The organism is Streptomyces sp. NBC_00523, from assembly GCF_036346615.1.
Lineage (GTDB): Bacteria > Actinomycetota > Actinomycetes > Streptomycetales > Streptomycetaceae > Streptomyces.
In genome coordinates, this window is sequence record NZ_CP107836.1 from 967,996 (window position 1) to 981,746 (window position 13,751).

At 74.5% G+C, this 13,751-nt stretch carries 10 protein-coding genes; 7 read left to right on the forward strand and 3 right to left on the reverse strand.

The window, feature by feature from the left end; genetic code table 11:
- Positions 1-34: 34 nt before the first annotated feature.
- Positions 35-1,192, forward strand: a complete 1,158-nt coding sequence (locus OHS17_RS04390; protein WP_330311136.1) for an ROK family protein — start codon at positions 35-37, stop codon at positions 1,190-1,192.
- 36 nt (positions 1,193-1,228) lie between these two features.
- Here OHS17_RS04390 and OHS17_RS04395 read toward each other — a convergent pair whose 3' ends face one another.
- Positions 1,229-1,999: a GntR family transcriptional regulator gene (locus tag OHS17_RS04395; RefSeq protein WP_330311137.1), complete on the reverse strand. Its 771-nt coding sequence runs from the start codon at positions 1,997-1,999 to the stop codon at positions 1,229-1,231.
- A 152-nt stretch (positions 2,000-2,151) separates the two neighbouring features.
- Positions 2,152-3,123: a DMT family transporter gene (locus OHS17_RS04400; RefSeq protein ID WP_330311138.1), complete on the reverse strand. Its 972-nt coding sequence runs from the start codon at positions 3,121-3,123 to the stop codon at positions 2,152-2,154.
- Between the two features lie 47 nt (positions 3,124-3,170).
- Here OHS17_RS04400 and pdxR point away from each other — a divergent pair, with 47 nt between their 5' ends.
- The 4 genes from pdxR to OHS17_RS04420 all read left to right on the forward strand — a co-directional run bounded on the left by pdxR (position 3,171) and on the right by OHS17_RS04420 (position 10,246).
- Positions 3,171-4,619: a MocR-like pyridoxine biosynthesis transcription factor PdxR gene (pdxR, locus tag OHS17_RS04405; protein WP_330311139.1), complete on the forward strand. Its 1,449-nt coding sequence runs from the start codon at positions 3,171-3,173 to the stop codon at positions 4,617-4,619.
- A gap of 55 nt (positions 4,620-4,674) precedes the next feature.
- Positions 4,675-6,048, forward strand: a complete 1,374-nt coding sequence (locus OHS17_RS04410; RefSeq protein WP_330311140.1) for an SWIM zinc finger family protein — start codon at positions 4,675-4,677, stop codon at positions 6,046-6,048.
- Positions 6,045-8,708 (forward strand): DUF7824 domain-containing protein, encoded by a 2,664-nt coding sequence (locus OHS17_RS04415; protein ID WP_330311141.1) that lies wholly within the window; start codon positions 6,045-6,047, stop codon positions 8,706-8,708. Before OHS17_RS04410 ends, OHS17_RS04415 begins: the two co-directional genes overlap by 4 nt.
- Positions 8,709-8,851: 143 nt before the next feature.
- On the forward strand, positions 8,852-10,246 hold the full coding sequence (locus tag OHS17_RS04420) for a GNAT family N-acetyltransferase (protein WP_443053196.1): 1,395 nt from the start codon (positions 8,852-8,854) through the stop codon (positions 10,244-10,246).
- On the opposite strand, the gene OHS17_RS04425 is transcribed toward OHS17_RS04420, so the two are convergent.
- A complete protein-coding gene (locus OHS17_RS04425; RefSeq protein ID WP_330311142.1) occupies positions 10,173-11,420 on the reverse strand; it encodes a trans-sulfuration enzyme family protein in 1,248 nt (415 codons plus the stop codon). The genes OHS17_RS04420 and OHS17_RS04425 overlap by 74 nt on opposite strands.
- A gap of 59 nt (positions 11,421-11,479) precedes the next feature.
- Between OHS17_RS04425 and OHS17_RS04430 the strand changes: the two genes are divergently transcribed.
- Together OHS17_RS04430 and OHS17_RS04435 are read left to right on the forward strand one after the other, a co-directional pair.
- Complete coding sequence (locus tag OHS17_RS04430) at positions 11,480-11,998, forward strand: Lrp/AsnC family transcriptional regulator (RefSeq protein ID WP_330311143.1); 519 nt, start codon at positions 11,480-11,482, stop codon at positions 11,996-11,998.
- Positions 11,999-12,036: 38 nt separating this feature from the next.
- Entirely contained in the window at positions 12,037-13,722 is a 1,686-nt protein-coding gene (locus OHS17_RS04435) for a DUF885 domain-containing protein (RefSeq protein WP_330311144.1), read from the forward strand.
- The last annotated feature ends 29 nt before the right edge of the window (positions 13,723-13,751 follow it).

A 13,751-nucleotide genomic window follows, 5' to 3' on the forward strand; every position in this document is an offset into this window, starting at 1 on the left:
CGCCTGACATGCGCACTAGCTGGGAGGACACACCGTGGGCCGGCTGACCGGCGGGGACCCCTCGCTGCTGCGGCGGATCAATTCCGCGGTGGTGCTTCATGCCCTCAGGGGCACGGCCTCCTCGACCCTCACGGACCTGACCCGGATCACGGGCCTGTCCCGTCCGACGGTCGAGGGCGTCGTGGAAGGGCTCTTCGAGGCGGGCCTGGTCGTGGAGTGCGCTCCGGAGGGGGCCGAAACCCGCCGTCAGGGCCGTCCGGCCCGCCGCTTCCGCTTCCGCGCCGAGGCCGGGCACCTGCTGGGCATCGAGATCGGCCCGCACCGCGTCTCCGCCCTGCTGTCGGGGCTGGACGGCCGGATCATCGGCGCCGGCTCCCGCGAGGTGTCGGAGACCGCCGGTGCCGACGACCGCCTCGACCGGGTACGGGCCGTGGTCGCCGACGTCCTGCGCTGCACCGGAGTGGCCCGCAGCAGCCTGCGCGCGGTCGGGGTGGGCAGCCCGGGCATCGTGGAGGCCGACGGGACCGTGCGGCTGGGCACCGCGCTGCCGGACTGGACAGGCCTGCCCCTGGGCGAACGGCTGCGGCGCTCCTTCCGCTGCCCGGTGCTCGTGGAGAACGACGCCAACGCCGCCGCCGTCGCGGAGCACTGGAAGGGCGCGGCGACGGAGTCCGACGACATCGTGTTCGTGCTGGCGGGGCTGAGCCCGGGCGCCGGTTCCCTGATCGGCGGGCGGCTGCACCGCGGGTTCGGCGGCGCGGCCGGGGAGATCGGCGCGCTGCACCTGCTCGGCCGGGATGTGACGCCGGAGCACCTGCTGTCCACGACGGACACCCCGCTGGACCCGCTGGACGAGCACGCGGTGGCCGCGGTGTTCGCGAAGGCGCGGCACGGGGACGAGCAGGCGCAGGCCGCGGTGGAGCGGTTCATCCAGCGTCTGGTGCACGACGTGGCGGCGCTGGTGCTGGCGCTCGACCCCGAGCTGGTGGTGGTCGGGGGCTGGGCCGCCGGTCTGGACGGGGTGCTGGACCCGCTGCGGAGCGAGCTGGCCCGCTACTGCCTGCGCCCGCCCAGGGTGTGCCTGTCGCTCCTCGGGGAGGCGGCGGTGGCGACCGGTGCGCTGCGGCTCGCGCTCGACCACGTCGAGGAGGAGCTGTTCGCGGTCGAGGGAACGGTGACGGCCCGCCGCTGAACGCGACGGGCCGTGGGGTGCTCGATGCGCCTGGCGTCAGGACGCCTGGCGCTCCTCCTGGGCCGGGTGGCTGATCTCCAGGTCGCCCGAGTCGCCGAAGGTGAGCCGGCAGGTGTCGGCCCGGTAGGTGGCGACCGAGACCGCCGCCGTGCCGCCCGCGGCGAGGTAGCGGGTGGTGACCACGAGGACGGGGGCACCGGGGAGCCGGTCCAGCTCCCTGGCGTCGTCGGCGCGGGCGGAGCCCAGCTCGACGGAGCGGTCCTGGCCGTCGAGGCCGAGCCGGTGCAGTTCGCGGACGACGTTGCGGGCGCGGGCCGCGCCGGACGGGGCGGCTATCCCGGACAGCTCGGGCACCGAGGAGGACGGCACGTAGAGCAGCTCGGCGGCGACCACCTGGCCGTGGCTCGTGCGGATGCGGCGCACGATGTGCACGGGCTCCTCGGCGCCGGCGTTCAGCGTGGCGGCGACGGCGGCCGGGGCGGGAGCGCTCTCGCAGTCCACCGGCTGCCAGGCCGTGTCGGCCCCGCCGTCGGTCCAGTCGTTGCGGGCGGTGGAGACGGCCACGCCGACGCGGGGCGGGGCGACCGTGGTCCCGACGCCCCGGCGGCGGTGCAGCCTGCCTTCGAGTTCGAGCTGCTCCAGAGCCTGCCGGAGCGTGGCCCGGGCGACGCCGAACCGGGCGGCGAGCTCGCGCTCGTTGGGAAGGATCTCCCCCACCGCAAAGTCCGAGTCGAGTGCCTCACTGAGCACGGTCTTGAGGTGCCAGTACTTCGGCTCCTGCACCGTTTCCAGCTGCGTGGTCCCCACCCTGTCCTCCGCAATCACCCAGCGGCTTATTCCGCGACGTTATTTATTAAAGGTTCCTGTCTTAACGTTGAGACCATAGGACGGCGCAACCCCTTGGTCAAGACCAATCCTGCGTCGAAGACCCTGTGAATGGACGGTGTGCCGCACAGCGTTCACAGGACGTTCGCGGACCGGCGCACCGCGCGCGGCCCGGTGTCCGCCTTCGGAGCTGGGGCTTCCACCTGCGGGACCGTAGCGGCGCGCCTCCCCAGCACGCCCGAGCCGATCGCCACCCCCAGGCCGACGAGGCAGGATCCGGCGGCCTGGGCGAGACCGTACGAACCGGTGCCGACGAGCGGGGCGGTGAGCGCGGCGGAGACGGGGATGAGGCCGGAGAACAGGGTGGCGCGCTCGGCGCCGATGCGCTGCATGCCCATGTACCAGCAGACGAATCCGATGACCGTCACCACGGCCGCCTGCCAGATCAGGGCCAGCGCCTCGGCCCCGGTCGGCACGCGCAGGAAGCCGCCGCCGTCGAGCACCAGGCCCAGGACCGCCGACTCGGCCGCCGCGATCGCGCACACGGTCGCGGACAGCAGCTTCGGACCCAGCGGGCGCAGCACCGGTACCGCGATCACGGCGAAGCCCACCTCGCCGGCCAGCGCGCCGACGGAGCACAGGAGGCCGCTCAGGTCGGTGCGCCCCCAGCCCTGGACCGTGAACGCTCCGGCGGCCACCAGCGCCGCCGCGTACAGCACGGGCCGTGCGGGCCTGCGCCCTTCCAGCAGGGGGACGAGGACGGCGACGAGGATCGGGGCGCAGCCGACGAAGACGCCCGGAACTGCGGGTTCCGCGGAGCGTTCGGCGGCCAGGACCGCGAGGTTGAAGCCGACCATGCCGACGGCGGCGAGCAGGGCGAGCCGCCCCCACTGGCGCCCGGTGAGCAGGCGCAGCGTGGCGGCGGGGCGGGGTTCGCCGGGGCGGTGGATGAGGGGCAGCAGGAGGAGCGCCGCGAGGCCGTAGCGGAGCGCCTGGCCGCCCGCGTAGGGGTAGTCGCCGAGGACGCTGTTGGCGGTGAAGGAGGCGCCGACGAGGACGCAGGCGAAGGCGGCGAGCAGGGCGCCGCGCAGGGAGGTCGCGTTCATGGGACCGACGCTAGGGAGCGGGGTGGCTCGGTTTAAGGTCCACTTCCATGACAGCTTCGGGGACCAATTCGCCTTCCGGTGGCGGCGGTCCGGACCGCGCATCCGTCTCGGCGGCCTGGGAGTTGCTGCTTCCGGTGGCGTCGGCTCCGGCGCGTGGGCGTGGCCGGGCGCTTCAGTCGGCGCTGCGGGAGGCGGTCCGCTCCGGCCGTCTGGCGCCGGGGACGCGGCTGCCGTCCAGCCGTGAGCTGGCCGCCGATCTGGGCGTTTCGCGCGGCCTGGTGACCGAGGCGTACGAGCAGCTGACGGCGGAGAGCTATCTGCGCAGCGGGCGCGGTGCGGGGACGTGGGTGAGCGGCTCGGCGCGGGCGGCGGCGGGCGGTGCGCGGGACCTGGCGCCGCGCGCCCTGGGGGTGCGGGTGGACTTCCGGCCCGGGACGCCCGATCTGTCCCTCTTCCCGCGCAGTGCCTGGGCCGCCGCCCATCGCTCGGTGCTCGGGCGGCTGCCGCACGGGGCGCTCGGCTATCCGGATCCGCGCGGTCTGCCGGAACTGCGCGTGGCCCTGGCCGCGCTGCTGACGCGGCGGCGCGGGGTGGTGGCCGATCCGGAACGGCTCCTGGTGTGTTCGGGGGTCGCGCAGGCGACGACGCTGCTCGGGTTCGTCCTGCACGGGCGCGGGGTGCGCACGGTCGGTGTGGAGGATCCGGGAAGCCCGGAGCACACGGCACTCTTCGCCTCCGCCGGGGTGGCGACCTCGATGGTTCCGCTGGACGAGGAGGGCCTGGCGCTGGAGCCGCTGAAACGATCCGGGGTGCGGGCCGTGGTGACGACTCCGGCCCACCAGTTCCCGACCGGAGTGGCGTACTCCGCGGCCCGTCGCAGCCGGCTCCTGGAGTGGGCGCGGGAGACGGACGGGCTCCTGATCGAGGACGACTACGACGGTGACTTCCGGTACGACCGCGCCCCGGTCGGCGCCCTCCAGGGCCTCGATCCGGAACGCGTCGCCTACACCGGTTCGGTGAGCAAGTCACTGGCTCCCGGGCTGCGTCTGGGCTGGCTCATCGCGCCCGCTTCGATGACCGCCGAGCTCGTGGAGCGGAAGCGGATGATGGACCTCGGCAACCCGTCCCTGGAACAGGCGGTGCTCGCCGACTTCGTGACCCGCGGGGGCTACGACCGCCAGCTGAGGCGCTGTCAGCGCGCGTACCGGGAGCGCCGGGACGTGCTCACGCGGGCCCTGGCCGAGCACATCCCGGGCACGGAGGTGAGCGGGGTCGCGGCGGGACTGCACGCCATCGCACGGCTCCCCGGACGCCGGGGCCCGGAGGAGGAGTTCGCGGAGCGCGCGGCGGCCGCCGGGGTGGCCGTGCGGCTGCTGCGCGAGTACGGGACGGAGCGGCCGGAGGACGACTGCGTACGCCTCGTTCTCGGTTACGCCCATCTGGCACCGGCCGACATCGTGCGCGGGGTGAGGGCGCTGGCCGGTCTTGTTCAATAGCCCTGTTGACCTGCGGTGATGACCGATTGTCAGTGGCGGGTTCTACGGTTTTTCCATGACCCGAACGTTGCAGGCGCTCGCCTACTCACGTCCCTCCGCCCTGGCCTCCTCACAGGCCGGGCGGTCGCTCGGCCTGGAGACGGCCGGCGGCTCCACACCGCATGGCGCCGAGGCGCATCCCCGGTTCTTCTCGGGGTTCCTGGCCTCGCCGCAGATAGCGGCGCGGGGGCTGCTCGCCGTCGCCGACGTCGCCGCCGCGCGCTATTACCAGCGGACCCTGCTGTCGTCCCTGGACCCGGTGGTGACGGGCAACGGCGACCGGTTGCGCTTTGAGTCGTTCTCCGGCTGCTGCGGCGTGTACGCGCGGCTCGATGTGCTCAGCGAGGGGCTGGAGGGGATGGAGACGGGCCACGGCACGACCAATGTGGACGTGAACCATCCGCTGCGGGAGGCGCTTTCGCGGATGGGCGGCGACGAACCGCTGCATCTGCGGGTGGGCCCGCAGGAGATGGCGGTGACCACGACGGCCGGCTCCGTCGTGGAGAAGAAGGTGCCGCTGCCGGACCGCTGGCTGCGGGGCTTCGCGGAGGCGCAGGTGGCCTCCGCCGCCTTCGATCTGCGGGCGGAGCTCCCGGCGGCGGACGCCGTACGGTTCCTGAGGTCGCTGCCCACGTCCTCGGGGGCGGCCGCGCGCGGCGCGCGGTGGGTGGTGCCGGCCGGGCGGACGCTCCGGCCCACGACCCGGCCGGTGCCCGGTGCCGTCTGCCTTCCCGGCCCCCAGCGGCTGACCACGCTCCAGCGGGTCCTGCGGTACGCGTCGGCGCTCCGCGTGTACGGGCCGGTGGCCGACGGCGCGGCCGCCGCGAGCGCCTGGGAGGTCGTGCTGCCCGGGATGCGGCTCACGCTGACCCTGTCGCCCGACGCCTCGCGCGGCTTCTCCGGCGAGGGCGGGGTCCTGGAGGCGCTGGCCACGGACGACGCCGCGGCGGACGCGGAGCTGGTGTCGGTGCTGCTGGCGTGGGAGCCCCGGATCGAGCCGGACCGGCTGGCGGAGCAGGCGGGCCTTCCGGTGGCGCGGGTCCGGGCCGCGCTGGTCCGGCTGGGCACGGCGGGCCGGGTGGGCTACGACCTCGCGGACGCCGCGTACTTCCACCGCGAGCTGCCGTACGACGCGGACCGGGCCGAGCGCCACAACCCCCGGCTGGTCGCGGCCCGGCGGCTGGCCCGGGAGGGGGCCGTGGTCCTGGACGGCGAGCTGGCCGCGGTGCGCTCGGGCGACCGGAGCTACCAGGTCCGTGAGCAGGCGGGGGCGCTGAGCTGCACCTGCCAGTGGTGGGCGGACTACCGGGGCCGCCGGGGCCCGTGCAAGCACGCCCTCGCGGTCCGGATGGTCCGCCGTGGCGCGGCGGTCGCCGGGGGTGCGCGATGACCACCCTGCTGGACGCGGTCCGCGAGGGCCGCATGGACGACATCCGCTCCCTGCTGGCCCGGCTCGACCGGGGCGGACGCAAGGCCGCCCTCGATGAGTTGAAGGCCCTGCGCAAGGAGGCCCGTGGCTGGAGCTGGGGCGAGCGCACCCGGGTCCGCAAGGCGATCCTGGTGGCCGGTGCGGGCTGCCACACCGGGGCGGCGGGCTGCGCGACGTGGCTCGGCGCCCGGGACATGCGGGACTGGGTGCACTCGCCGTACCCGTGGGTGCTCGAGGTGCTGGGTGACCGCGAGCCGGAATGGCTCGCCGATGTCGCCCGCCGGCTGGCCGCCCGGGCCGTGGAGTCCGACGCGGAGTACCGGCTGGTCGAGGAGCTGGCCCGGCGGGCGGGCTGTCCGCTGCCCGTCTCGGACGGCATGGTCCGGACGTGGGCGGAGCGGGTCGACAGTGCGCGGTGGCAGCGCGGGGCCGAGAAGCCCTTGATCGACCTGTTGCGGGCGGACGCGCGGCTCGACGTCCTCGTGCCGCATCTCCTGACGTTGCCGGAGCTGCCTTCGGTGGTGGCCTGGGTGGACACCCGCTCCCCCGCCGGTTCCTGGCCGGCCGCGCTGACCACCCTGGTGGCGGAGGGCCTGCTCGACCGCGCGGCCCTGCTCGACAGTTGTACCGCGCGGCTGCTCCGCGGCGGGAAGCCCACCGATCTCCGCTTCTGTCTGCTCGTCGTGCGGGGACTTGAGCCGACCTCGGAGGAGGAGGCGGCGCGGGTCGCCGACTGGATGGCGATGGCGGCCGACGGGCCCTCCCCGGTGGCCGGCCACGCCCAGGAGGTGCTGGCCCGGCTCGACGCGCGGGGTGCGCTGTCGGTGCGGCAGCTGGCCGAGGTGTCCGGCGCGGTGCTCTTCCGCACGGAGAAGAAGCTGGTGCGCGCCCAGTTGATCCACTTGGGGAAGGTGCTCCGCCGGGACTCCTCGGCGGCCGAGGAGCTGCTGCCGGTGCTCGCGGACGTCTTCGGGCATCCGGACACCGACGCGCAGGAGCGCGCGCTCAAGCTGGCCGCCCGCGCCCTGCCCGCCGTGTCGCCGGAGGCCCGCGAGGAGGCGGCCCGGTCGGCCTCGCTGCTGGCGCCGGTGCACCGGGAGGCGGCGCGCGCGGTGTTCGGTGACTTGCTGGAGGACGAGCCGGAGGCGGCGTACGAGGAGGTTCTGCCGCCGCCGCCCGCCCCGCGCCCCCTAGGTGCACCGCCCGGCTCGGTGGCCGAGCTGACCGAGGAGGTGACGGCGGTCCTGCTCCGGTCGGACCGGGAGGAGGACGTCCCCGCGTTCGAACGGGCCCTGGACGGGCTCGTCCGGTACGCCCGCACGGACCGGGAGGAACTGGTCGGGGCCCTGGAGTCCGCGCTCGCCGGGCAGTGGTGGGCCTCCGAGGGCGAGGACGAGGTCGAGTGGCGGATGTCCCGCAACCACGACGGCATGAGTGTCGTCGTGGCGGCCCTGCTCGGGCGGGTCTCGCGGCGGAGCGTGCACGACGGCCAGGCCCGCCGGACGGGTGAGGGCCGCTGCTGCCACAGCGCCCTCAACGGCATTCTGTACGCCCGGCTGTGGGAGGCGGCCGCCGAGATGTGGTCGGGCAGACTGCCGTATCTGCTGGCCACCCCCACGTGGCACACGGGGACCATCGACGCGGGGGAACTGGTCGAGCGGTTGCGCGGCTACCGCGCGCTGGGTGTGGCGGCCGGGCCGGTGGACTTCGCCCAGGCGCTCCTGAGGGTCCGGCGCACGGACGCGAGCCAGGCCGCGCAGGAGGCGTCCGCGCTGGGCACCGAGGAGGGCGACCGCCTGGCGGAATGGCTCCGGGCCGACGAACCGGTGGCGGCCGTGGTCCCCCGTCATGTGGACACGGACGTGCAGATCGGCCGCGACTGGGTGCGGCAGACGGTGGTCAAGGCGCGGCGCGCGCTGCTCACCACCCGGGAGAACCCGCTCGTCCGGCAGAAGTTCCCGCGCCCCTTCCACTGGCTCGGGAGCGCGCACTCCCCCCGGAACCAGAGCTGCTACTGCTGGATAGCGGAGTCCCCGCAGTGGGTGGCCACCCTCCCCGAGGACGGCGAGGCGCTCGCGGCCTGGCTGCTGCCCTCCGTCGCCGCGTCCGTGCACGAGGAGCGCGGCACCACCTGGCTGCTGCCCGCTCTCGCCGAGACCGGCGGACCCGCCGCCGGGGCGATCCACCTCGCCCTGGCCTACGGGCTCGGCGCCCGCCGTGCGGAGGACCGGCTCGCGGCGGTGGACGCGCTCCTGGTGCTGGCGGCGCGGGGGCGGCTGGACACCGGGCGGCTCGGCGGCGAGCTGGCCGTGCTGATCGAACAGGGCTCGGTCAAGCCGAACCGGCTGGCGGACGCGGCGCGGACGGCGGCGGAGACCGGGGCGTACGGGACGGTCCTGTCCTTCCTGGTGCCGGTGCTGCCCGCGCTGCTGGCCCGGGAGAAGGCGCCCCGGGGGCTGAGCGATCTGCTCGCGGTGGCGGCGGAGTGCGCGGAGCGCAGCGGGCCGCCGGAAACCGGGCCGGTCCCGGGGCTCGCGGAGACGGCCGCGCGCGGCGGGACGACCCAGCTGGTGCGGCAGGCGATACGCCTGGAGACCGCCTGCCGGGCGGCGGCCGACTGAGCCCCACGCGCCCGCTCCCCGGGCACCCTTCGAAACAGATCCCCAACGCCTTCGAAATCGACGACAGGAAGGCCGGTTGCCCTTTAACCCATCGGTCACAAAGCGTTCGTGATCAGGCAACACCGTACGGTCACAGTGGATTCATGACTGATGTGACATCCGCGAAGAGTGCCCGCCGCCCCCACCACTGGCGGCGGGACGTGATCGAACTCGCCGCGCTGTTCACGGCGGTGGCGGTCGCCGACGCGATCGCCAACCTGATCGGGCACCAGCCGGACGGCCCCTACCTGCTCGTGGCCTCGGCCGTGGCGCTGACCGCCACGGCCGCGTTCCACACCTGGTGGGCCCGGCGCCACAGCCACGCCCCGCCCCCCGCACCGGCCGCCGATACCACCGCCGCATCCGATGCCCCCGACGACACCTCCGCCGCCCCCGTCGAGACCGTGCTGTGGCGGATGCGGACCACGGTGCGGGACGTGCCGGGGAGCCTGGCCGCGCTGTGCACCGTGCTGGCCCGGCACGGCATCGACATCCTCACGCTCCAGACGCACCCGCTGGCGCAGGGCACCGTGGACGAGTTCCTGCTGAGGGTCCCGGCCTCCCTGCCGGCCCGGGAGCTGTCCCGTGCGGTGGCCGCCGCCGGGGGCAGCTCCACCTGGACGGAGCGGGCCGACACCCACGACCTGGTGGACGCGCCGACCCGGGTGCTCGGCCTCGCCACCCGTACCGCACTCGACGCGGCCGAACTCCCGCTCGCCCTGCGCCAGCTGCTCGGCCGGTGCACGATCCACTCGCTGCCCGCCGTCTCGGTCACCGGGCGCGCCACCGGCGAGACCGCCCCGGTCGAAGGGGTGCTGGAGGAGACGGTGATGCGGCTGCGCGACCCGTCGGGCGGGGTCATCACGGTGGAGCGGCCCCATCTGCCGTTCACGCCGACGGAGTTCGCGCGGGCCCGTGCCCTGGTGGAGCTGGACGCCCGGCTCGGCCCCCGGGTCCCGCGCGGCGAGCACGTGCTCACGCTGCCCGAGGGCAACGAGATCACCGTGCGCCGGGCGGACCGGGCCGACCTCGACGCGGCCGTGGCGATGCACGGGCGGTGCTCCGAGCAGACCCTGCGGCTGCGCTACCACGGCCCGGTCCGGGACGCCGACCGCTATCTGGACCACCTCCTGAGCCCCCGCTTCGGCCGCACCCTCGCCGTGCAGACGGCGTCCGGGCGGATGGTCGCCCTCGGCCATCTGCTCTGGGACGGCGACGAGACCGAGGTGGCCCTCCTGGTCGAGGACGACTGGCAGCGGCGCGGCATCGGCTCCGAGCTCCTGGCCCGCCTGGTGGCGCTGGCCGAGGAGGCCGGCTGCGAGAACGTCTACGCCGTCACCCAGGCGTCCAACACCGGCATGGTCGCCGCCATGCGCGCGCTCTCGCTGCCGCTCGACTACCAGATCGAGGAGGGCACCCTCGTGATCACCGCACGCCTCGCGGCGACCCCGGCACGCCCCCTGCCGCAGCTGCCGCCGTACGAGCAGGCCGAGCGCTGACCCCACCGCGTACGGGCTCCCCGCCGCCCAGCGCCTGGCACAGGTCGGCCCACAGGTCCTCGACGTCCTCCAGACCCACCGACATCCGCAGCAGCCGGTCACCGACGCCGGAGGCGTGCCGGTCTCCCTCGTCCACGATGCGGTGGCTGATGGAGGCCGGGTGCTGGATGAGGGTGTCGACGCTGCCGAGGCTGACGGCGGGGGTGATCAGCCGCACCCCGGCGATCACCTGGTGCGGGTCCCCGTACACCTCGAACGAGACCATGGCGCCGCCGATCTCCGGGTAGTGCACCCGGGCCACCCGGGGGTCGGCGGAGAGCCGGCGGGCGAGTTCGGCGGCGCTCGCGGAGGCGGCCCGGACCCGCACCGGCAGGGTGGACAGGCCGCGCAACAGCAGATAGCCGGCCATCGGGTGCAGGACCCCGCCGGTGGCGAAGCGGACCCGGCGCAGCAGGGAGGCGAACTCCTCGTCGCACGCGACGACCCCGCCCATCACGTCGCCGTGACCGCCCAGGTACTTCGTCGCGCTGTGCAGCACGATCCGGGCCCCGAGCTCCACGGGACGCTGGAGGACGGGCGTCGCGAAGGTGTTGTCGACCAGGAGCGGCACCGCACCGCAGGAGTGGGCGACGGCCCGGATGTCCACCTCGGCCAGGGTCGGGTTGGCCGGGGTCTCCACGATCACCAGACCCGTGTCGGGCCGGATCGCCTCGGCGATGCCCGCCGGGTCCGTCCATGTCACCTCGGTGCCCAGCAGCCCGGCGCCCAGCAGGTGGTCGCTGCATCCGTACAGCGGCCGCACGGCCACCACATGGCGCAGCCCCACGCTCGCGCGCGCCAGCAGGACGGCGGTCAGCGCGGCCATACCGCTGGCGAACGCCACCGCGCTCGCGGTGGATTCGAGCCGGGCCAGCGCCGTTTCGAAGCGGCCGGTGGTGGGGTTGTCGAGCCGCGCGTAGACCGGCGGGCCGTCCGGGCGGGCCCCGGTGGTGGCGAAGGCGTCGATCCGCTCGGCCTCGGCGCGGGAGTCGTACGAGGGGTAGGTGGTCGACAGGTCGATCGGTGCGGCGTGCAGGCCGAGGGCCGCGAGGTCGTCGCGTCCGGCGTGCACGGCTTCGGTGGCGAGCGCCCGGGACGGGGTGGTCGAGGGCGGCAGCACGGATTCGTTGTCCATGCGCGCACTCTGAACGCTCACCGGAAGTTCAGCCCCAAGGGCCGTGCTACGTTCGCCGAATGACTGATTCCGTCGCTCTCGACACGGTGGATCTGCACATTCTGCGGCTGTTGCAGAACGACGCCCGGACCACGTACCGGGAGCTGGCGGCCGAGGTCGGTGTGGCTCCCTCGACGTGTCTGGACCGGGTGACCCGGCTGCGCCGCACCGGGGTCATCCTCGGGCACCAGCTGCGGCTGGATCCGGCCAGGCTCGGCCGGGGCCTGGAGGCCCTGCTCTCCGTACAGGTGCGGCCGCACCGGCGGGAGCTGATCGGGCCGTTCGTGGAGCGGATCAGGTCGCTGCCGGAGTCCCGGGCGCTGTTCCATCTGACCGGCCCCGACGACTATCTGGTGCATGTGGCCGTGGCGGACACGGCGGATCTGCAACGGCTGGTGCTGGACGAGTTCACCTCGCGGCGCGAAGTGGCCCGGGTGGAGACGCGGCTGATCTTCCAGCAGTGGGAGTGCGGGCCGCTGCTCCCGCCGGTGCCGGGGGCGGCGGGACCGGTCCCGGGTCAGGTCCGTCCTGGCGATTGATGGTGACGCGGAGGCCCTCCCCGTACGAGGATGTACACATGTCAGAATCTTCCAGCAGCGCACTGCCGCGCCAGATCGCCGACGCCTACGTCGACGCCTTCATCGAACTCGACCCGATCTCCGGCACCTACCTCGGTGTCGCGGCAAGCTCGCGCCGCCTTCCCGACTTCTCCCCGGCCGGCCAGGAACAGCTGGCCGCGCTGGCGCGGGACACGCTCGCCCGGCTGGACCGCGCGGAGCAGCTGCCCGGGGCCGCCGATGACGCCGAGCGCCGCTGCGGCCGGCTGCTGCGGGAGCGGCTGACGGCCGAACTCGCCGTCCACGAGGCGGACGAGGCGCTGCGGGCCGTCTCCAACCTGCACTCCCCCGCGCACTCGATCCGTGAGGTGTTCACGGTGATGCCGACCGAGACCGACGAGGACTGGGCGGCCGTCGTGGAGCGGCTGCGGGCGGCCCCGGCGGCGCTCGGCGGCTACCAGGAGTCCCTGGCGCTCGGTCTGGAGCGCAAGCTGTACGGCGGTCCGCGCGCCACCGCCACGTTCGTCGGCCAGCTGGACGAGTGGGTCGGCGACGGTACGAAGGGCTTCTTCCAGGACTTCGCGGCCGGTGGCCCGGACAGCCTGCGCGCGGAGCTGGACGAGGCCGCCGCGCAGGCCACCGGCGCGCTGGACGAGCTGCGGAGGTGGATGCGCGAGGTGTACGCCCCCGGGATCGAGGGCGAGCCCGACACGGTGGGCCGGGAGCGCTACGCCCGCTGGTCGCGCTACTTCAACGGCACCGACCTGGATCTGGACGAGGCGTACGCGTACGGCTGGTCCGAATACCACCGGCTGCTCGCCGAGATGAAGACCGAGGCGGAGAAGGTGCTGCCGGGCGCGGGCCCCTGGGAGGCGCTGGCCCATCTCGACGTGCACGGCAAGCACATCGAGGGCGTGGACGAGGTCCAGGCGTGGCTCCAGAACCTCATGGACGAGGCGATCGACGCGCTGGACGGCACGCACTTCGAGCTGGCCGAGCGGGTGCGCCGGGTGGAGTCGCGGATCGCCCCGCCCGGCGGCGCCGCCGCGCCGTACTACACGGGCCCCTCCGAGGACTTCTCGCGGCCCGGCCGCACCTGGCTGCCGACCATGGGCGAGACCCGCTTCCCGGTGTACGACCTGGTGTCCACCTGGTACCACGAGGGCGTTCCCGGCCACCACCTCCAGCTCGCCCAGTGGGCGCACGTGGCGGAGAGCCTGTCGCGCTACCAGGCGTCGATCGGCATCGTCAGCGCCAACGCCGAGGGCTGGGCGCTCTACGCGGAGCGGCTGATGGACGAGCTGGGCTTCCTGCCCGACGCGGAGCGCCGGCTCGGCTACCTGGACGCGCAGATGATGCGCGCCTGCCGGGTGATCGTGGACATCGGCATGCACGTGGGTCTGGAGATCCCGGCCGACTCGCCGTTCCACCCGGGTGAGCGGTGGACGCCGGAGCTGGCGCAGGAGTTCTTCGGCAACCACAGCGGCCGGCCCGCGGACTTCGTGGAGAGCGAGCTGACCCGCTATCTCTCGATGCCGGGCCAGGCCATCGGCTACAAGCTGGGCGAGCGCGCCTGGCTGCTGGGCCGGGAGAACGCCCGGGCGGCGCACGGAGACGCCTTCGACCTGAAGGCGTGGCACATGGCGGCCCTGTCCCAGGGTCCGCTGGGCCTGGACGACCTGGTGGACGAGCTGTCGAAGCTCTGACCCGGTGCGGCGGGCCCCGGGGCGCCGTC

Bases quoted from the DNA above. Each gene is read 5' to 3' on its own strand.
- OHS17_RS04400 (WP_330311138.1), bottom strand. From the start codon at position 3,123: ATGAACGCGACCTCCCTGCGCGGCGCCCTGCTCGCCGCCTTCGCCTGC.
- pdxR (WP_330311139.1), top strand. From the start codon at position 3,171: ATGACAGCTTCGGGGACCAATTCGCCTTCCGGTGGCGGCGGTCCGGAC.
- OHS17_RS04410 (WP_330311140.1), top strand. From the start codon at position 4,675: ATGACCCGAACGTTGCAGGCGCTCGCCTACTCACGTCCCTCCGCCCTG.
- OHS17_RS04415 (WP_330311141.1), top strand. From the start codon at position 6,045: ATGACCACCCTGCTGGACGCGGTCCGCGAGGGCCGCATGGACGACATC.
- OHS17_RS04420 (WP_443053196.1), top strand. From the start codon at position 8,852: ATGACTGATGTGACATCCGCGAAGAGTGCCCGCCGCCCCCACCACTGG.
- OHS17_RS04425 (WP_330311142.1), bottom strand. From the start codon at position 11,420: ATGGACAACGAATCCGTGCTGCCGCCCTCGACCACCCCGTCCCGGGCG.
- OHS17_RS04430 (WP_330311143.1), top strand. From the start codon at position 11,480: ATGACTGATTCCGTCGCTCTCGACACGGTGGATCTGCACATTCTGCGG.
- OHS17_RS04435 (WP_330311144.1), top strand. From the start codon at position 12,037: ATGTCAGAATCTTCCAGCAGCGCACTGCCGCGCCAGATCGCCGACGCC.